General features: G+C 54.1%; 15 protein-coding genes. 3 read left to right on the top strand and 12 right to left on the bottom strand.

From position 1 onward, the window contains the following. Positions 1-125 precede the first annotated feature (125 nt). Entirely contained in the window at positions 126-1,220 is a 1,095-nt protein-coding gene (locus INT20_RS17060; protein ID WP_172116179.1) for a hypothetical protein, read from the bottom strand. Between the two features lie 137 nt (positions 1,221-1,357). Next, positions 1,358-2,332 carry a malate dehydrogenase gene (locus tag INT20_RS17055; RefSeq protein ID WP_216657922.1) on the bottom strand — a complete coding sequence of 325 codons (975 nt, stop codon included), beginning with the start codon at positions 2,330-2,332 and terminating at the stop codon, positions 1,358-1,360. 222 nt (positions 2,333-2,554) lie between these two features. Between INT20_RS17055 and INT20_RS17050 the strand changes: the two genes are divergently transcribed. Both INT20_RS17050 and INT20_RS17045 read left to right on the top strand, forming a co-directional pair. Continuing rightward, a complete protein-coding gene (locus INT20_RS17050) occupies positions 2,555-3,637 on the top strand; it encodes an efflux RND transporter periplasmic adaptor subunit (RefSeq protein WP_193057375.1) in 1,083 nt (360 codons plus the stop codon). Then, positions 3,637-6,714 (top strand): efflux RND transporter permease subunit, encoded by a 3,078-nt coding sequence (locus INT20_RS17045; RefSeq protein ID WP_193057374.1) that lies wholly within the window; start codon positions 3,637-3,639, stop codon positions 6,712-6,714. Before INT20_RS17050 ends, INT20_RS17045 begins: the two co-directional genes overlap by 1 nt. A gap of 102 nt (positions 6,715-6,816) precedes the next feature. Here INT20_RS17045 and INT20_RS17040 read toward each other — a convergent pair whose 3' ends face one another. From INT20_RS17040 to yrfG, 10 genes are all read right to left on the bottom strand, one after another. Next, on the bottom strand, positions 6,817-7,971 hold the full coding sequence (locus INT20_RS17040) for a linear amide C-N hydrolase (protein ID WP_193057373.1): 1,155 nt from the start codon (positions 7,969-7,971) through the stop codon (positions 6,817-6,819). Positions 7,972-8,219: 248 nt separating this feature from the next. Continuing rightward, positions 8,220-8,690 carry a sigma D regulator gene (gene rsd, locus INT20_RS17035; protein WP_193057372.1) on the bottom strand — a complete coding sequence of 157 codons (471 nt, stop codon included), beginning with the start codon at positions 8,688-8,690 and terminating at the stop codon, positions 8,220-8,222. Between the two features lie 131 nt (positions 8,691-8,821). Further along, complete coding sequence (locus tag INT20_RS17030; RefSeq protein WP_193057371.1) at positions 8,822-9,322, bottom strand: disulfide bond formation protein B; 501 nt, start codon at positions 9,320-9,322, stop codon at positions 8,822-8,824. Further along, positions 9,319-10,959: a glutamate--cysteine ligase gene (gene gshA, locus INT20_RS17025; protein ID WP_193057370.1), complete on the bottom strand. Its 1,641-nt coding sequence runs from the start codon at positions 10,957-10,959 to the stop codon at positions 9,319-9,321. The genes INT20_RS17030 and gshA overlap by 4 nt, the downstream gene beginning before the upstream one ends. Positions 10,960-11,152: 193 nt before the next feature. Then, complete coding sequence (locus INT20_RS17020) at positions 11,153-13,495, bottom strand: Tex family protein (protein ID WP_193055054.1); 2,343 nt, start codon at positions 13,493-13,495, stop codon at positions 11,153-11,155. Positions 13,496-13,665: 170 nt separating this feature from the next. Next, a complete protein-coding gene (glsA, locus tag INT20_RS17015) occupies positions 13,666-14,619 on the bottom strand; it encodes a glutaminase A (RefSeq protein WP_226912233.1) in 954 nt (317 codons plus the stop codon). Positions 14,620-15,241: 622 nt separating this feature from the next. Then, a complete protein-coding gene (locus tag INT20_RS17010; protein ID WP_193055053.1) occupies positions 15,242-16,798 on the bottom strand; it encodes a phosphoenolpyruvate carboxykinase in 1,557 nt (518 codons plus the stop codon). A 311-nt stretch (positions 16,799-17,109) separates the two neighbouring features. Next, positions 17,110-17,985, bottom strand: coding sequence for an Hsp33 family molecular chaperone HslO (hslO, locus tag INT20_RS17005; protein WP_193057369.1), 876 nt, complete (start codon positions 17,983-17,985; stop codon positions 17,110-17,112). A 93-nt stretch (positions 17,986-18,078) separates the two neighbouring features. Next, the gene (hslR, locus tag INT20_RS17000) at positions 18,079-18,468 is read right to left on the bottom strand and encodes a ribosome-associated heat shock protein Hsp15 (RefSeq protein ID WP_193057368.1); all 390 of its coding nucleotides are present in this window, start codon (positions 18,466-18,468) and stop codon (positions 18,079-18,081) included. Next, the gene (gene yrfG / locus INT20_RS16995) at positions 18,468-19,145 is read right to left on the bottom strand and encodes a GMP/IMP nucleotidase (RefSeq protein WP_193057367.1); all 678 of its coding nucleotides are present in this window, start codon (positions 19,143-19,145) and stop codon (positions 18,468-18,470) included. Before yrfG ends, hslR begins: the two co-directional genes overlap by 1 nt. A 71-nt stretch (positions 19,146-19,216) precedes the next feature. On the opposite strand from yrfG, the gene nudE reads away from it, so the two are divergent. After that, a complete protein-coding gene (gene nudE, locus INT20_RS16990) occupies positions 19,217-19,816 on the top strand; it encodes an ADP compounds hydrolase NudE (protein ID WP_193057366.1) in 600 nt (199 codons plus the stop codon). The last annotated feature ends 889 nt before the right edge of the window (positions 19,817-20,705 follow it).

The following is a 20,705-nucleotide window of genomic DNA, read 5'->3' as shown; positions in this document are numbered from 1 at the left end:
GAATATACGCTCGCAGTCGACATAGCCGCCATGACCTTTTGTGCTTGCAAGCGAGGAGGAGTCCATATACGCGCTACAAGAATCCCCTCAAATGGTTGCACACCGTCGCGAGATCAAAAAACGCGCTAATAGGATGCTAGCAAGCTTTCGACAGCAAACTGAGACATCCCCATGTCATAGCGTTCTTCCAGATGAGGCTTGAGTGTCGCAATACTGCGAATGGAGTGAGTAATCTCTTTTTCTCGCTTCGCCTGATCTCTTGCCTTCTTGCAATACTCCTGTAGTTTACGCTTTCTAATCTCTGGTTTGGCATCATAAAAATGCTGATAAAAACCCGCACGTATAGGAGTAACATTAATAATATCGTCACGCTGCTCCCGCAATGTCCGCGAGTAAGATTTCAGCAATTTTAGCACCTTTTTATCATCCCCCAAGTCAGCCAAGGGTGACTCGCCGACATGCTCCTCATACATTGAAAACAGCGTGAATAGATCGTTGCTGTCTCTTGCATGAGTCGCTCGCCCCATCTGCTCGCCACGTAGCTGCTTAAGATCAGCATCCAACTCTCGGTCAGGATGCAGCAGGCGAGCTAAGCGTCGAAAGATCATATTGACAGATGACTTTCCCAGCATCGCTTGCAAGGATTGTTGACCTTCTTGCTCCCGCTCTCTTTCTTGCTGCTGCTCTTGCTGCTGATGAAAGAACTCTTCAAAAAGCTCCTCTTCCAAAGCCTCAAAGCTCTCACTGTCAATATCTTCTGAGTCCTCTTGCGCATACTGAGCACCATCATTCATGCCATCTTCATTATTATTTTGATACGCGTGCCTCTGCTCCGGCGATAGCCTACTGTTATCCATATCAACGATATGCTGAAGCACCTCCTCAAGCACTTGCCTATCACAGAAAGGATTTGCCAGAAGATCGTTTAGATTTTCTTCAATCCAGCCCATCAACTCGGCGCGTTGCCACTGGGCTAATGATTTACGCGACAAAAAGGTACCTAAATGCCGGGTTTGGTCCAGTATTGCCTCTGCCGCCTGCTCTTCTACTGGCCCGATAACCTCTAGGCATTCTTTTTCAAAGGTTTTCAAATCATCCTCAAGCCGTTCGTTACCCGCTTTCAGCTTGATAATACGCTCCCATTCCCGATGAAGCGCTTGCTCAGGCGACTGGCCCTTCTTATTTGTCCTTGCAGCCTGCTTTTGAGTAATTAAGCTCATCCGAAGCACCTTTCTCTTTACTTTAAAATCATCGTATCTTGTCCATATTATAGAAATAATAAGCGTTACTTATAAAACAACAACCCCGCAAGCCTGGGCTTGCGGGGTTGTTGTTACTAACAGAATCAGAAGCGCGTTTAGCCGAGCAGATGCTCAACGGCTGCGCGCTCTTCACGCAGTTCTTTCTCGGTTGCTTTCATCTTCTCTTGGCTGAATTCGTCAAGCTCAAAGCCTTGAACGATTTCATACTTGCCGCCCTGGCAACGCACCGGGTAGGAGTAGATGATACCTTCGGCGATGCCGTAGCTGCCGTCAGACGGAATCGCCATGCTGACGATACCTTTGGAGCCCAGCGCCCAGTCGTGCATATGGTCGATGGCTGAAGAGGCAGCGGAGGCCGCAGAAGACGCGCCACGTGCTTTGATGATCGCCGCGCCGCGCTGCTGCACGGTGGGGATAAAGTCGTTTTCGTACCAGTCACGCTCAACCAGATCAAACGCCGCTTTACCGTCAACCTTGCACTGAGCGATATCGGGGTACTGGGTCGCGCTGTGGTTGCCCCAGATGATCATGTTTTCAACGTCGGTCACGTGCTTGCCGGTTTTCTGGGCCAGCTGCGTCAGGGCGCGGTTATGGTCCAGACGCGTCATGGCAGTGAACTGACCTTTGTCCAGGTCCGGCGCGTTGCACGAAGCAATCAACGCGTTGGTGTTGGCCGGGTTACCCACCACCAGCACTTTAACGTCACGGCTAGCGTGATCGTTCAGCGCTTTACCTTGTACAGAGAAGATCGCGGCGTTGGCTTCCAGCAGATCTTTACGCTCCATACCCGGGCCACGCGGGCGCGCGCCGACTAACAGGGCGAAGTCAGCATCTTTAAATGCAACGTTGGCATCGTCAGTGGCAACAATGTCTTGTACCAGCGGGAAGGCGCAGTCGTTGACTTCCATTACTACGCCGTTCAGCGCATCCATTGCTTGCGGAATTTCGAGCAGCTGAAGAATGACAGGCTGATCCGGCCCCAGCATATCGCCAGCGGCGATGCGGAAAATAAGAGAGTAACTGATCTGGCCGGCACCGCCGGTAATCGCAATACGTACTGGATCTTTCATCATTGCTCCTTGGTTGGTTCGCCTTCAAATGGGTCGACAGAACTCAAGATGCCAAGATGTTATGCGCAGTCATGCAAAAACTCAATCATCCATACGGTGACTTTGCCTTCATCGGGCCTGCCAATCACTCGCTGCAAGCCGTTGGTTGCGCTATTGTATCGCTGCACCTTTTTTCTTGTTCGTGTGTCGTTGCACACAGTTGCCAGGGATAGATCCCCCTTTATGCGCAAACTTCCCTCTTCTTATATGCTGGCCAGTTTACTGGTATTGGGTCTGGTCATTTGGTTAGTGCTGGGCGATTTTCAGCGCTTTCAATCCGCGCCTCCCGAGGCACAAAGTAGCTCCGTAAGCGGTCCGCGCGTTGAAGTGATGACACTCGACAGCGTGCCCTACATCCCTCAGCAAATGGTTCAAGGCCAGCTAACCGCCGAGCGTGAGGTCACCCTGCGCGCCAACGTCGGTGGGTTTGTCGTTGAAAAACCTGTTGCCCAAGGGAGCCCTGTTGAGGCCGGGGATACGCTACTGGTGCTGGATAACGACGCCCTGCCGGAACGCCTGCAGCAAGCCCGCGATGAACTTTCGCTCGCCCAAGCTGAATACTCCGGCGCCCAGAATTTGCGTGATCGGCAGCTTATTTCCCAGCCCGAACTGCTGCGTTTACAAGCCTCGTTAAGCGCGAGTGCAGCGCAAGTCGCTCAGCTTGAAAAACAGCTTGCCGACTCACGCCCTCAAGCCCCATTTAGCGGCACGCTGGACCGTATTGAGGTTGAATTGGGTGATCTCGTTCAACCCGGCGAAGAGTGGGGGCGACTGGTAGATGATCGCCGTTTAACCGGCACCGCTTGGGTGTCTCAGCAACAAGTGGGTGACCTGGCCGTCGGCCTGCCCGTTACGGCTCGCTTGCTCAATGGCGCTCATCTTGAGGGCGAGCTGAGCTTTATTAGCCGCCGGGCCAATGAAGCGACGCGTACGTTCTATGTCGAAGCAACGCTGGATAACCCTTTGCAGCTGCCCATGTCCGGCGGTAGCGCGGAGCTTACGATTACCCTGCCGCCCCGCTCTGTACACAGCCTCTCGCCTGCTCTGCTGTCTCTTGGCCATGAAAATCAGCTGACTATCAAGCATATCAATGCCGATAACGAAGTGATTGAGACGCCGGTGGAGCTGGTTAGCGCGACGATTGAAAGTGCCTATGTCAGTGGGCTACCCGATCAGGTGCGCTTAATCACGCTGGGCGCTGGCCTGGTGAATGCCGGCGAGGTTGTCGAGCCTGTTTCTGTTGACGCTGCATCCGAGGCCCGCTAATGCGCCAGTTGATTGATGCCGCGCTTCACCATACGCGCACCACGCTGTTTCTGCTGGTTAGCCTACTGCTGGCAGGCGTGGTTGCCTGGCAGGTCATTCCCAAGGAAGCCAACCCCGACGTTACGATTCCGCTGATTTACGTTTCGCTGACGCTGGAGGGTGTGAGCCCGGAGGATGGTGAGCGCCTGCTGATTCGTCCTATGGAGCAGGAACTGCGCGGCATTGCAGGACTGCGCAAGTTCACGGCCCAATCCAACGAAGGCCACGCCTCTATTTCATTGGAGTTTGACCCAGGCTTTGACCCTGACACGGCGCTTTCCGACGTTCGTGACCGCGTTGATATCGCTCGCAGCGACTTACCTTCCGAAGCGGATGAACCACGGGTCATGGAAGTCAATGTGTCGGAATTTCCGGTACTTAGTATTGGCCTTTCCGGGCAGTTGGATACCCGGGAACGGATTACCGTGGCGCGCCGCTTAAAGGAGGAGATTGAAGGCATCGCCGATGTGCTGGAAGTGGATATTGGTGGTGAGCAGGAGGACTTGCTGGAGATCGTGGTCGACCCACTGGTGCTGGAGAGTTACGGCATCGATTTCAACGAGCTGTTTAACATCGTCTCCAATAACAACCGACTGGTAGCAGCGGGCAGCCTGGATACTGGCGCAGGCCGTATGGCGTTGAAGGTGCCCGGCGTTATCGAGTCGCTTGAAGATGTTATGAACATGCCGGTGAAGGTGGATGAGGACCGCGTTGTTACCTTTGGCGACGTCGCCTGGATTCACCCCACCTTTAAAGACCCCGCAGGCTTTGCCCGTATTGATGACCAGCCCGCCGTAGTACTGGAAATATCCAAACGCGCTGGTGCCAACATTATTGCCACCATTGCTGCGGTGCGCGAAACACTCGACCAGGCAAGTGATTTGTTGCCTGAGCAGTTAAATATCACCACCATTCTCGACCAATCGGTCACGGTTGAGGATATGCTTTCAGAGCTTCTCAATAACGTGCTGACTGCGGTAGTACTGGTGCTCATCGTGGTGGTCGCCGTGATGGGCTTGCGCATAGCGCTTCTGGTGGGCCTGACTATTCCTGGCGCCTTTTTAACCGGTATTCTGCTGGTCTGGGCGTTTGGATTCACGCTCAACATTGTGGTGCTCTTCGCCTTGATTCTGGTCGCGGGCATGCTGGTAGATGGGGCGATTGTGGTGAGCGAGCTGGCAGATCGTCATCTGCGCGAGGGGCAATCGCCCCATCAGGCATGGCTGAATGCCGCCTCACGCATGAGCTGGCCGGTGATCGCCTCTACCGCCACGACACTCGCGGTGTTTATCCCCCTGCTGTTTTGGCCCGGCATGGTCGGTCAGTTTATGAAGTATCTGCCGGCAACCGTTATTCTCTGTTTACTGGCGTCGCTGGCCATGGCGCTGATTTTCTTACCCACGCTTGGGCGACTGTTTACCCGCACGGCCACCGAGCCAGCGCAGGGCGGAACTCGCCCCGACCAAAGTACTCGGCTGGGCCGCGCCTACCGGCGCTTACTTTCTCGCCTACTGGCCCGCCCGGGCTGGGTACTTATCATTGCCGTGCTGCTACTGGCATTAATTTACACAGCCTACGGGCGCCTCAATCACGGGGTCGACTTCTTCCCCAACGTTGAGCCGGACAGCGCCCAGGTGTTGGTACGCGCCCGTGGCGACTTCTCTGCTCTGGAGGCAGATGCCATTGTTCAGCGCGTGGAGGCACGGCTATCTGGGATGAGCGAAGTACAGGCGCTCTACGCGCGTTCGTTTGCCGTTCCCAACGAGCAACTGGGGAACGATGTTATCGGCGTACTCCAGTTTCAGTTTATTGATTGGTATGAACGCCGCCCTTCCCGAGAAATTTTGGCCGATATGGCCGAACGCGCCAGCGACATCCCCGGTATTCGCCTGGAGTTTCAGGAGCAGGAGATGGGGCCAGGAGGCGGAAAGCCTATCGTTCTGGAAGTCAGCGCCATGAACCCAGCCGTTGCCGATGCGGGGGTGGACCAGTTACAAGCCATCATGCATGAGCTAGGGGGGTTCGTTGCCATTCAAGATAACCGTAGCCTGCCAGGCGTGGAGTGGCGGATCAATGTGGACCGCGAAGCGGCCGCGCGCATGGGTACTGATATCACGACCATTGGCAGTGCGGTGCAACTGCTTACCAACGGCTTACAGGTGGCCAGCTACCGGCCGCCTGACGTTAGTGATGAGGTCGATATTCGAATTCGGTTACCGGAAGGTTGGCGCTCACTCGACCAACTCGGCCGCATGACGATAAACACACCGCGCGGGCAGGTGCCTATTTCTCACTTCGTGGAGATTACTCCAGCACCCAAAGTAGGCACGCTTAATCGTATTAATGGGCGCCGAGCCATTACCGTCGAAGCTGATTTGGCGCCGGGGTATCTGGCAGATGAACGTTTAAGGGCACTGCTTCAGGCAGCGCAAGACAAGCTGCCCAATGATTTGATGGTGAATGTGGCCGGTGAACAGGAGGACCAACTGGAGGCGATGCAGTTCTTGATCAGTGCGTTCTTTGTCGCTATTGGGCTGATGTCGCTGATCCTGGTGACTCAATTCAACAGCTTCTACCAAGCGATTCTAGTGCTTTCGGCCATCGTCTTCTCGACAGCCGGAATATTGATAGGACTGCTGATCACGGGTCAGGCCTTTGGCATTGTGATGGTCGGTATGGGGGTCATTGCTCTGGCCGGTATCGTGGTAAATAACAATATCGTATTAATCGATACCTATAATGAGCTACGTCTTGAAGGGATGGCACCGGCCGAGGCCGCATTGGAAGCAGGCTGTTTGCGGCTTCGTCCTGTGCTGTTAACGGCAATCACCACGGTACTGGGTTTGATGCCGATGGTACTGGGCATGAACGTCAACCTGTTCGCACCGTCACTTGGGTTCAACGCGCCTTCAGCGCAGTGGTGGACACAGATGTCGAGCGCTATTGCCGGCGGGCTTACCTTCGCGACCGCCCTCACCCTTCTGCTGACGCCCTGTATGCTGGTGCTGGGTGGCAAACTACACCGCCACAAGCCGTAGCAGCCAGACGAACACAGGGGGCCGTTTGAGCGGCCCCCTTTCTCTTATAAAGACTGGCCCTATAAACGCCAGCCCTGTAAACGTCGGCCCTGTAAACCTGGCTTATTGACTCAAGGCCAGCGTGGCATCTTGCGGGCCATGAACCACGTCCTTGAGTTCAACATGACGGATCTCATCAATATCCGTTAGCTCATCCAGATCGAAATGGATGTAGTTAAGGCTATCGTAAGAGCGCAGGTGAAGCGTCCGCTGCTGGAGGTCAATCAGTGACGTCCAGGAGGTATATTCCGAGGTGTAGACACGGTCATTGTTAACGCCGGGGGCCGCAATATTTTCAATCGAGTCGCGGAATCGGTTGTCGATGGTAATACCGCGTGGCCGGTCAAAGTTATTCATGACATGGGCAAGCGTCGTGATGGCGCTGTCTGCATTTTCTGCTTTTTCAGCAAACTGGGAGTAGTAAATAGCGCGCACAAAGCGCCCAACTGACGTATTCGACGCAGGCAGCCCGGCCGTCGCAATTCCTGAGTCAGGCTGAGCAAGTTTTACCCCGCTCAATTCCAGCTTTGACTGGTCAATGTTACTTAAAAACGTGTAGTTATTCAGGTTGGTCATGTGCCAGGAAAATTCTGGCCCGTTGGTCATAACCCCTAGCGGGTTGTCGATAACATTCTGCTCGTGATTGGCAAACTCAATCACGATGGATTTACCCGTGGCATCGTGCAACGTGTAGTGAAACGGCGTATCCAGCACGCCCATCGGCAGTAGCGACGTCACCATAACAGGTTGCTCTTCTAACGCCTGCTTTACTTCGTCAACGGTAGAAAACTGAGAAAGCGCCCAAGCGCCGAGGTCGATAGCTGCCAGCACCGCCTGCGTATTGTTAACCATATCGGCGGGGCCTTCGGTGCTGGCATACGCCAGCAAGCCAAACGTCAATCCCTTGTCGTTAACACCTTCAGCTACTTTTAAATCTTTTGATACGGGGTCCGGCACCGTAACGGCAACAAAGGCGTTTTGGCCGGTAAAGTCCAGCACGTGATGTTTATCAGCCTGCGAGCCAAAGCTAGTGCCTGCTGGAAAGTAGGACACTTTATAAGGTAGCTCCATGGGCAATTCCATGGTGCGGCCCGCATAAAATTTATCATTTGCGTCGCTATAAAGAAGGGAGGTACATGCGGCCACTGTGGGCGCGAGAGCAATACTGATCGCCGATAGGCAAAAACCTGCTAAACAAGGCTTGGAAAAACGTCGCATACTACTCTTCCTCATCTTATTAATAGTTAAACCACACTTCAGGCAAACTATAGCTTATTTATTACCAAATCAACTTATGTAAACGTCTCCTTCATAAAAAGAAACAGTATTAGGAAGCCTCAACCAAGCAGCAAGTATCGCCCCATTAAACCAGGGCACCTGGGAAGATTAGCCGGAATAAAATGCGACAAAAAGCACCTTCAAGGGTGCTTTTATCTGGCGCACAACAACAAGCAATGAAGAGGAAATTAGCTGGGGGTATTGGCGGCGTGCAAGCGGGCAATGAGCTGATCTTCTAGCGCAAAACGCTCAGTGAGACCTTTTGCCAAGCGGTCAATCCAGGCGGGCAGGCGCACCAAATGCTGCTGGCAACGCACAGGTGACTCGTAATCCTGGTCAAACTCAAGCACCATTTGCGTAGACATCTCAAGGCGTTCCAGAAGCCGCGATGCGATGTGCAGCGCACTCTCATCATCAAAGGCTTTCGCTTCTTCCGCGAGCTGGGGGTAAATCTCAAAATGCCCCGCGCTAATGTAATCCATGAGCATTTGGCTAAAGGTATCAATGCGCTCTTTGCTAACGGCTTCTAGTTCAGTGTCGCAGGCTTCCTTTAGCTCGATAAAGCTCGCCAAAAGCGCGCGGCGCTGCTCCAGCCAGCGGTCGATCAAGCCATGAACGCCTCCCCAGCGCTCTTGGGCATTTTTGCAATCTTCGAGCATGGGTTTCTCCTTGCTAATAGCCACCTACAACAGAGTAAGGCTCGCGTTTCCACCTTTCTCTGTCAATTCTGTTAGGGGCCGTTTCCTTGATGCTAACGGCCAGCCAAAACGCTGGCCACACAAACAGCCATCTATCGCTTGATAGCTAGCCACAATATCCGCAGAGGTACAAGCGCCAGGATAACAAAGCCGAGGAATGTCCAGGCAGGCAGAGAAGCCCCCATAAAGGTAACGTCAATCTCGGCGCACTCGCCAGAGCCTGTCAACACCATGGCAACGACATCCTGCATGGGCAGAATATCCATCATGTAGCCAAGACCTGGGCCACAGGACGGTACCTCGTCGGCCGGGAGGGTTTGCAGCCACACATGGCGACCGGCAATAAACGCGCCGGTGGCTACCGCTATCAACCCCAACACACCGTAAATGCCTTTCCCCACACGGCCGTTTGGGTTGTGGATAGCCGCAACCGCAAAGATCACGCCTGCAGCAATGACCGCTACGCGCTGAAAAATGCACAGCGGGCAGGGTTCAAGACCCATAATATGCTCGAGGCCAAGCGCGACGGCCATCATCAAGACACAAAATGCCAAGCCTGCAAGGGCCACGGGGCGAAGTGCTGTGGGCTTCATTGCCTCTCCTCAAGTAGTAACGCAGACAACGCGCGCGATTCACGCGCCTTGGTAAAGTACGTATCGAGGAAGTCAGCAAAACTCTCCTGGTCTGCCGCTTCTATATCTTTCTGCTGCTGATGCGAGGTCTCAATCAACTGGTCAAGCAAGGCTTCGCGTGAGCGTAGCATGGGTGTATTTTTAAGCTTTTCGCTCTGCTCCTTGGCCAGCCCAAGCAGCGTATCACTTAACGAACCATTGCCCTCTTTCATAAGCGCCAACAGCTGAGCCGAGGGCGTCAGCGAAGGATCTCGCAAACGCGGGGCCAGCTCATTGAGTGCTGCCGCGTGAGGCGCATCGTCTTCCACAGCATCCAGCAGGCGGGCGACTTCGTTCAATTCTGCAAAAATCTGCTCGCCCCACTCACTAACCGAGGTGGTCTGGCCATTACGAATCAGCGTTAACTCTGGGTCACGGCCGCGCTCCACCACCCAACGACGGTTGTCGTCCAGGCGGTCGCACTCATCATCAGAAATCCACGGGCTATCGCTGAGTAAACACCACATCAGGAAGGTGTCGACAAAGCGCATCTGTGTCTCGGTGACACCCAGCGGGTCAAAGGGGTTCAGGTCCAAACAGCGCACTTCAATATACTCAACACCGCGCGCTTCAAGCGCCTGGCTAGGCGTTTCGTTATGCTTGGCGACGCGCTTGGGACGAATATCGCTGTAGTACTCGTTCTCTATCTGGAGAATATTGGCATTCAACTGCTGCCAGTTACCCTCTACATTAACGCCGAGTTTTTCATAATCCGGCCATGGCGTTGAGATCGCATGGCGCAACGTGTTCACATAGTTGGATAGCGAGTTAAAGCAGATTTTAAGCTGAGCCTGGACCTTATTTTGATAGCCTAGATCCGACATACGCAGCGTTGTAGCGAACGGTGCATAAAACGTATCGTCGTTGAGTGGCTTCAACTTTTCAGGCACGTTGCCGTTAGGCAAAAAGCTTTTATCTACCGCAGGCGAAGCGCCAAACAGATAAAGCAGCAGCCAGCTATGACGTCGAAAATTACGGATAAGGCCAAAATAGCGCGTCGAACGATAGTCGTTAAACGGGATATTATTCGCACCTTCCAGCTCGCGCAGCGCGTGCCACATATCATCAGGTAACGAGACGTTGTAGTGTACGCCAGCAATTGCCTGCATGATCCGCCCATAACGTACGTCCAGCCCTTTACGGTAGACGTGCTTCATGGTGCCGACGTTGGAAGAGCCGTAATCCGCAATGGGCACGCTGGCATTACCTGAAAGCCGTGACGGCATACTCCCCGGCCAGACCCACTCCTGGTCAAGGTGCTGATAGGTAAAGGTGTGCAGATCCGATAAAAAGGCCAAGGCTTCACGTGGCTGCGAATACACCGGGGTAATGTATTCAATCAACGCTTCTGAATAATCAGTGGTGATATGCGGGTGCGTTAGCTTGGAACCCAAAGCTCTTGGGTGCGGGGTTTGCGCAATATGGCCGTTTGCATCAACCCGCAGTCCTTCTTTTTCCAGCCCGCGGCGTAAGCGTCCCATGCGGCCCAAGCGCGCGCTGGGCAACAGTCGCTCAACCTGGGAGGTCAGCGAAGATGGCACAGTGAGTGGTTCAGGCAAGGTGAACACTCCTTGTCAGTAAGGCTCGTTTTGGGCGAGCCCTGGTGAAATCAGGTGGCATCGCCAGCATATCCATCAATCATAAAAGGCAGGATATGGCGGCAGCCCTTATATTTTCAAGCCACGTATTTTCAAGACATGTATTTTCAAGCCACGCAAGCCTTCAAGTTACGTTAGCACTCAACGTATGCGTCTACTTGCCCTGCTTGGCTTTCAGCAATGCCGCCCCCAGCGCCCCCATTGGCGCCGAAGTTTCCGTGCTCTTACTGGCAGGTCGTTGGCTACGTGGTGGCTTTTGCGACCCTTTATTAACGGCTGATGACGCGCGCTCTTGCTCGCGTTCCGGCTCATCATTCAGGCGCATGGAAAGCCCCACCCGCTTACGTGCAATATCCACGCTCATCACTTTTACCGACACAATATCACCCGCTTTAACTACGCTACGCGGGTCGTCAATAAAGCGATCAGACAGTGCAGAGATATGTACCAGACCATCCTGATGGACGCCAATATCTACAAACGCACCAAAGGGCGTTACGTTCGTCACGGTGCCCTCCAGCACCATGCCCAGCTTCAGATCCTTGAGCGTTTCCACGCCCTCGCGGAATTCTGCGGCTTTAAATTCAGGCCGTGGGTCACGACCCGGCTTATCAAGCTCGCTCAGAATGTCGCTGACCGTGGGCACACCAAAGCGCTCATCGGCAAAATCAGCGGGCTTTAACGCTTTCAGCGCAGCGCTATCGCCAATCAAGCCTTTAACATCACGGCCACTCTGTTTAGCGATGCGCTCAACCAGGGTATAGGCTTCCGGGTGAACGGCGCTTGCATCCAACGGGTTATCCGCATTGCTGATACGCAAAAAGCCTGCGCACTGCTCAAAGGTTTTGGGGCCCAGGCGGCTAACGTCCAGCAGTGCTTTACGGCTTTTAAACGCACCAAGGCTGTTACGCTGGGCCACGATATTCTCAGCTATCGCAGCACTTAGGCCTGCCACTCGTGAGAGCAACGCGCTTGACGCCGTATTAAGGTCAACTCCCACGGCGTTAACACAATCTTCAATGACAGCCTCCAGGCTACGCGATAGCTGTACCTGAGAAACGTCATGCTGATACTGGCCTACGCCAATCGACTTGGGCTCAATTTTAACCAGCTCAGCCAGCGGGTCTTGCAAGCGGCGAGCAATCGACACCGCGCCGCGTATTGTTACATCAAGATCCGGCAGCTCACGAGAAGCATATTCCGAAGCGGAGTAAACAGACGCCCCGGCTTCCGATACCATCACTTTGCTGACCCGATACTCAGGCGCCAATGCTTTCAGTAGCTCCCCTGCCAGCTTGTCGGTTTCACGGCTGGCGGTGCCGTTCCCAACAGCAACCAGTTGAACGCCATGCTGCTTAACGAGCTTAGCCAGTACGTTGAGCGACTCATCCCAGCGGTTTTGTGGCGCATGCGGGTAAATAGTCGCCTGGTCGATAAACTGCCCGGTTGCGTCAATGACCGCCACCTTGCAACCGGTACGCAAACCAGGATCAAGCGCCAGGGTAATTTTTTGCCCAGCGGGAGCGGCCAGCAGCAGGTCTTTCAGGTTAGCGGCAAATACTTCAATGGCAGTTTGCTCAGCCTGCTCGCGCAAACGCCCCAGCAGCTCGGTTTCCAGCGCTGTGTAGAGTTTCACTCGCCATGTCCAACGAACCACCTCGCCCAACCATTTATCAGCAGCGCGGCCCTCATCGCTAATGCCGACGTGTTTGGCAATGGCCACCTGGGCGGGATGAATAGGCGCATCATCTTCACCAGGCAAGCGAATAGCGAGGCTCAGCACGCCTTCATTGCGGCCCCGGAACATGGCAAGCGCACGGTGTGAAGGCACTTTGGCAAGCTTTTCATCGTGCTCGAAGTAATCCGCAAACTTAGCGCCTTCTTGCTGCTTGCCCTCCAGCACACGGGCACTCAGTTCGCCCTCTTGCCAGAGGCGCTCGCGCAACCGACCGATTAGCTCAGGATCTTCGGCAAAGCGCTCCATCAGGATTTGTTTAGCGCCGTCCAGCGCCGCTTTGGCATCTTCAACGGCGGGAATATCACCCTCTGCCGGGCGCAGGTAGCCGGCCGCTTCCGCTTCAGGGTCAAGCGCGGGGTTCGCCAACAGCGCATCCGCTAACGGCTCAAGCCCCGCTTCACGCGCGATTTGTGCCTTTGTGCGGCGTTTTTTCTTAAAGGGTAAATAGAGGTCTTCAAGGCGTTGTTTGGTTTCTGCCGCGTCTATGCTCGCCTTGAGCGATGCATCCAACTTGCCCTGCTCATCAATGGCTTCCAGGACAGCGGCACGGCGCTCTTCAAGCTCGCGCAGATAGCGCAACCGCTCATCCAACTGACGCAGTTGGGTATCATCTAATGCCCCGGTAATTTCTTTACGGTAACGGGCAATAAACGGCACGGTGGCACCGCCATCCAAGAGCTCTACCGTAGCCGCTACTTGCTGGGTACGCACACCTAGCTCGTCGGCTAAGCGGGAAATAATTCGCTGATTGACATCCATAAATTGCAACTAACTCATGCAGCATTTTTTAGTGCTGACAAGGTATCACAATCAGCCTACTACCGCTTTATCTGCACAAGACTCCCTTTATAGCAATGGGGATAAAAGATCGTTCAGGTCGTGGCCGCCCCTTTATTGCCATGAACAGTAACCTTCTTTCTTCATGGCATTTACTGGCAAGGAGCCTTGAAGAGATTGAGACCCAGCGATGCCGCAGCAGCCTTGACGGCGGCCTGACCACGAATGCTATTGCCAGCCTCATCCAAGCGAGGAGAAAAAGCGGCTATCGCGAGCTGCCCCGGCATGACAGCGAGAATACCCCCACCAACACCGCTCTTCGCGGGCAAGCCTACCTCATAAGCCCAGTCTCCAGAAGCCGTGTAAAGTCCCTCCATCATCATTTCAGCCAATATATAATGGACATAACGCGCATCCATGACCCGTCGCTTGGTTAACGGATTAATACCACCTGCAACAAGCGTTGCCCCCATCGTGGCAAGATCCTTGCAATTAATCAGGGTAGAGCATTGCCGTGTATAGACATCGACAGTGCGTACCGGGTCGCTATAACACGCACCAGCGCTTTCAAGCAGCCATGCGATAGCCCGATTATGGGCGTTGGTAGACTGCTCAGACGCATTAATCTCGGCACTCATGGCAAGATCTCGTCCCGCAAATTCACGCTGGCACTGGAGAATAGCTTCAAAGCATTCGTCTGCACTCTCCCCGGGCACAAGGCTTACCGTCGCGATAGCGCCGGCATTGACAAGCGGAGAGAGCGGTTTGTCGTTATTTAGCTCCAGTGCGATGATGGAATTGAAGGGCAGTCCCGTTGGGCTATCTCCAATTTTATCGCGAACAGCATCAGGGCCAATATGCTCCATGACCATCGCCAACGTAAATACTTTTGAGATCGACTCAATTGCAAACGCGTAGTCGCAATCCCCTTCGGTATAGACTTGGCCATCAGCCGTTATGATGGCAAGTGAAAACAGCTCAGGATCAACAGAGGCTAGATAGGGGATATAATCAGCGTTCTTACCTCCATGCGCTGCTCGCCCCGCCTCCATGCCTGCCTTTAACGCGCTTTCGATATCCGCTTTCATTCCAGTAGATAGCCCCATTCGCCTGCCTCTTCAATGGCATATTTCATTCAGCTCTGGACAGTTATCATGGAAGCCATTTACCGGTTCTGCTTCCATACTGAAGCATGATCATCATGCCAGAACGGTTGAGCGCAATTAGCTACCGTTGATAGCGTGGCTGCGCCTGATACTACTGCGTTAAACATCAGCTCGGAATACTCTTTTATTCTCTGTAAGTCCCATTCATTCCTTGCTTCTAAGCATTTTTTTAATCAGTAGTCTTTGAAAAACTACGTTTAAAAAAATCCGCTGAAGGATTTTTACAGTTCTCGCTAATACGTTATATCGAACGGATAGAACACTGTCGTTTAAAAAACCATAGAGGCAATTACCGCCGTACGCTGTCTCCCTGTGCGGTATTTCTCTTTACGTTATTACCTCTAGAGACCATCAACGGCATACTTAACCTTAATCATGATTAAACTTATGTCAACAATACACACTAATGAGTACCCAATGTACAGCGATACCGATAACACAATTGCAGTATTCAAGCATTGTTCAGCAAAGGCTTGCCCTTTACCCGCCGTTCATCAACGCAGAAAGCCGCCTCAAAATGAGGCGGCTTTCTGGAAGACGTGCCTTTGTACCCTACTCAATATCAACCCAACTGCGGGCCTGCCTTGAGGATCGCTTCGCTCACCCCTTCAAACTTCTTGAAGTTATCCACGAACTTAGTCGCCAGCTCTTGCAGGTGCTGGTCGTAGGCAGCACGGTCTTGCCAAGTATCGCGTGGGTCAAGCAGGCTGGAATCAACGCCGGGCACGGCGACCGGCACGTCAAGGTTCAAGCCTTCGATATGGCGCGTTTCTACATCGCGCAACACACCTGACTGAATCGCACTGATGATGGCACGCGTCGTCGGGATAGAGAAGCGTGAACCGCCTTCCCCAAACGCGCCGCCCGTCCAGCCGGTATTGACCAGGTAAACCTGAGCGTCTTTCTTATCAACACGTTTGATCAGAAGATCCGCGTACTCACGCGCCGGGCGCGGGAAGAACGGGGCACCAAAGCAGGTAGAGAACGTAGCGGCCAAGCCTTCTGAAGAGCCCATTTCGGTAGAGCCAACCTTAGCGGTGTAACCGGAAAGGAAGTGGTACGCCGCGGCCTCTTTTGAAAGCACCGACACCGGCGGCAATACGCCTGACATATCGCAGGTCAAAAAGACGATGGCATTGGGCTCGCCCGCCAGGTTTTCCGGCACGCGCTTTTCAATATGCTCAAGCGGATACGCGGCACGCGAGTTCTGGGTTAGGCTGTCATCGGCGTAGTCCGGCTCATGACGGTCATTAAGCACCACGTTTTCAAGCACGGTGCCGAACTTAATCGCGTTCCAAATAACCGGCTCGTTTTTCTCGGAAAGGTCGATACATTTGGCGTAGCAACCACCTTCCATGTTGAAGACGATACCGTCGCCCCAGGCGTGCTCGTCATCACCAATCAGGTAACGTGCCGGATCAGCGGAAAGCGTGGTTTTACCCGTACCGGAAAGACCGAAGAACAGGCAGGTTTCGCCATCTTCACCCACGTTGGCCGAGCAGTGCATAGGCAGCACGTCCGACGCTGGCAGCAGGAAGTTCTGTACCGAGAACATGGCTTTTTTCATTTCGCCTGCGTAGCGCATACCGGCGATCAGCACTTTTTTCTCGGCGAAATTGATAATGACGCAGCCGTCAGAGTTGGTGCCATCACGGTCCGGCTCGCACTCAAAATTTGCCGCGTTGAGAATGACCCACTCATCTTTACCCGCTGGGTTGTAAGCGCTCGGACGTACAAACATGGTGCGACCGAAAAGATTCTGCCAAGCCGTTTCAGTGGTTGCGCGAACCGGCAGATAGTGGGTGGAATCACTACCCACATGCAGCTCAGATACAAAATACTCACGACGGCTTAGATACTCTTCAACCCGCGCCCATAGGGCATCGAATTTAACGGCATCAAACGGGCGGTTGACGCTGCCCCAATCAATACTGTCACGCGTCGACGGCTCATCGACAATGAAGCGGTCAGCTGGCGAACGCCCCGTCCGTACGCCAGTATTGACGGCCAAGGCGCCATCCGCCGACAAGCGGCCTTCACCACGGGCCACGGCGCGCTCGATTAATTCGGCGCTGCTAAGATTCACATGGACTTGGGGAGCGGCTTGAGTCGTGGTCATTTTGATTCCTGGGCCTTGCGGCCATTTTCTCGTTACCGGGCGCTGTTAACGCCGCCAAAAAAGGTCGCCCCAACAACATACATTGTGCTGGGGGTGCTGAAGTCAGGCGCATTATTACAAAAAGAAAGCCCCCGGGAAACGGGGGCTTTGACCAAACATTTTGTAGTTAAACTACTACAAATACACAACACTCCTTGTTGCAGCGCAGTAAGTTTTCAAATGTTTTTAGGCTGGAATCGCTACAAGCGCTGTAACTGCTGCCCCTTACGAGAGAAACCTGTTAATCAGCACCTTGATAAACGACTACATAATCAGTGAATAACCGGTGATGGCGCATCCGGGTTCTCCAATAATGTCTCAACATCAGCCGCAGTGTAGTGATATTTCGTGTGACAGAAGTGGCATTGCGTATCAATAGCGCCTTTTTCACGCACAATATCGCGCAGTTCAGCAGCCCCTAACGTGATCAATCCTCCCGCCATTCGCTCCCGCGAACAGGTACAGCCAAAACGCAGGGCTTTAGGATCAAAGACCCGAACCGTCTCTTCATGATAAAGGCGATAAAGCACTTCGCGCTGCTCTAACCCCAAAAGCTCCTCAGGTTTGATCGTATCGGCCAACGCGACGCTGCGCTCCCACGCATCGACATCCTGATTTTGCGAGGCATCAGGCAGGCGCTGCAGCAGCAAGCCACCGGCACGCTCGCCGTCTGCCGCTAACCACAAGCGAGTAGGCAGCTGTTCGGATTTTCCAAAATAGGCTTCCAGACAGCCACTGAGCGTTTCGTGATCCAACGCGACAATGCCCTGGTAGCGGTTGCCTTCACGCGGGTCGAGCGTAATGACAATTTGCCCTTCTCCGACCAATTCACGAAAGTCTGCCCGCTCGCTGGGCAAGTGGCTATCCTCCGCCACACGAGCAATCGCACGTAGCTCACCGCCTGGGTTGGACTCCGCCATTAATAGCGACAGCACGCCCTGGCCACGCACTTCAATGCTTAAGGTGCCGTCCAACTTAATGGTATCGGTTAGTAGCGCGACAGCGGCCAACAGCTCACCCAACAGCTCATTAACGGCGGGCGGATACGCGTGGCGCGTGAGCACTTCGTGGTAGGCAGTGGCTAGCGTTACGATTTCGCCACGTACGTTGGTTTGGTCAAACATAAACCGCTGAATTTGATCAGACATAACAAGGTCCTGCAGTAAAAGGGTACTTAAAATGGGCGCTTGGCGGGCTAGCCTGCCTTGGCCGTGAAGACAGCCCAAGGCAGGAAACGTCGGCTACTCGCCGGGCTGACGCTGAAAGCGCTGTATATCGCGGCGCTGCTTTTTATCAGGCCGTTTGAGGGGGTGCTGCATGGCTTGATTAGTAAGCCTGCGGGCTTCGGTCTCACGGGCGCGCCGCTCGGTACTCTCGGCGGTCTCTGCATAGAGTTTTCGTGCTTCAGGCGCACCACGACGCTGGTCAGAAAGCTCTGTTACCTCGACCTCGTAAATGTCCCACCCCTGAGGCACGCGAATAAGCGCTCCCAACTCGACATTTTTACTGGTTTTGGCACGCGCACCGTCGTAATGCACCTTGCCACCTTCAATGGCTTTTTTAGCGAGCGCGCGGGTTTTAAAAAACCGCGCTGCCCATAACCACTTATCCAAGCGAACGGCGTCGCTCATTAACGCTCTCCTTGCTGCCCTGGTAGGTTTTCTGGCAGCAGTTGGGCAAATCGATCCAAAGCGATAAATTCCTGCAGCTCTTTTTCAGGGCGCTGGCTGTCTGGCTGTTTAATACCCAACAAATGCCGGATACCAAATTCGCGGGCGCTTTCCAGCACGCGGGAGTTATCGTCTATAAACAGGGTACGGGCCGGGTCAAAAGGTTCGATGTCTTGCAGTGCAAACCAAAATGCCTGCTCCTCTTTCGCTGCCCCTACATCTTCAGAGGAGATGATGGCATCCAAGTAGTTTTCCAACCCTGTTAACGGCAATTTAAGCGATAGGCTGGCTCTATCAGCGTTGGTGGCCAATATCACTCGGGGATGGGACTGCTTTAGCCACGTTAAAAAGTCGAGTGCATCGCTACGTAGACCAATTAAATGCTGCACTTCCCGTTTGAGCGCAACGACGTCGACATTCAGTTCTCGGCTCCAGTACGCCAGGCTGTACCAGTTTAGCGTGCCCTGTTCGCCCATAATGCGCTGCTGGAGTGCATTTTGAGATGCTTCATCAAGCTGATGAAGCTCTCTATAACGGCGCGGGAGATGCTCCAACCAGAAGTGGCTGTCAAAGTGTAGGTCCAGCAGCGTACCGTCCATATCCAGCAGCACGGTATCAATTTCGCGCCAATCAATCATTGCCGCTCCAGTCTAAAAGAGTAAGCGTGCTATTGTAGCCTAACCCTTATTTAGCAGCCATGGAGGCCCTTATGTCAGCATCTGATTCTCCCGCCGGCTACCTGCGCAAGCCGCAGATACTGGCCCGTGAGAGCGTAGCCAAAAGCCGCTTGTTTCATATTGAGTCACTGGATTTACGCTTCTCGAACGGCGAGGAGCGCCAGTTTGAGCGTTTAACCGGCGCCGACCGTGGTGCGGTAATGATTGTGGCCATGCCTGACCCTGACCATGTGTTGCTGATACGCGAGTACGCGGCAGGTTTTGAAGATTACGTATTAACGCTTCCCAAAGGATTGGTGGACTCGGGCGAGGATGTTATTACCGCGGCTAACCGTGAATTGATGGAAGAGTGCGGCTTTGGTGCTCACTGCATCGAGCCTTTAGTTGAGCTTTCACTGGCCCCCAACTATATGCGCCATCGCATGCAGGTATTAATCGCGACTGACCTGTATGCCAAACGGCTGCCGGGCGATGAGCCAGAGCCGCTTATTGTCGAGACCCACCCCATCGAAGAGCTGCCGGCCCTTTTGCTACGCGACGATTTTCATGAAGCCCGTGCCATAGCAGCCCTGTATATCGCCCGCGATAAATTACGTGACGAGAAGCGCCAAGACGCTGCTGATTTGCTGTGAGGTAATGTCGGCCCCGCCTTTCAGCGCGGGCCCCGATTTTCGAATCCAGCAAAAACCGTAGCGCGTGATAACGTTTTGCGAGGAACGAACAAATAAGGCACCCGCGGGTGGCGGCGCAAGCCGCCTTGGCTGTGCCACCGTGCTTATGTCTATGCTATTGCGCCCCGCCACCCAACCCCGGCAACGCTTCGCGTTGCTCCCGCGGGTGCGCTGCGCTTACCACGCGCTACAAATTTGCGCTATTTTCGGATCCAGCAAGAATCGTAGCGCGTGGTAACGTTTTGCGAGGAACGAGTAAATAAGGCACCCGCGAGTGGCGGCGCAAGCCGCCTTGGCTGTGCCTCCGTGCTTATGCTTTTGTACCTCATCACCTGGCAGCGCTGCGCGCTGCTCCCGCGGGTGCGCTGCGCTTACCCGCGCTACGAATTTGCGCTATTTTCGGACCTTGCGAGAATCGTAGCGCGTGGTAACGTTTTGCGAGGAACGAGCAAATAAGGCACCCGCGGGTGGCGGCGCAAGCCGCCTTGGCTGTGCCACCGTGCTTATGCCTATGCTATTGCACCCCGCCACCCAACCCCGGCAACGCTTCGCGTTGCTCCCGCGGGTGCGCTGCGCTTACCACGCGCTACGAATTTGCGCTATTTTCGGATCCAACGAGAATCGTAGCGCGTGGTAACGTTTTGCGAGGAACGAGCAAATAAGGCACCCGCGAGTGGCGGCGCAAGCCGCCTTGGCGTTGTCGCCGTGCCTGTATCCATGCTTTGTAACGCACCACCTGGCAGCGCTTCGCACTGCTTCCGCGGGTGCGCTGGCGCTTACCCAATGGGATGGACTCCTCCTCACCCTACTCCGGCGTCTGTGCGCCATACTGATAGGTGGGTTGGACAAC

Origin of the sequence: Halomonas citrativorans (assembly GCF_014898005.1) — a bacterium.
In the GTDB taxonomy this organism is placed as follows: Bacteria; Pseudomonadota; Gammaproteobacteria; order Pseudomonadales; family Halomonadaceae; genus Vreelandella; species Vreelandella citrativorans.
Note: the sequence above shows the minus strand (reverse complement) of the source record. Positions and strands in the feature narration are given on the sequence as shown.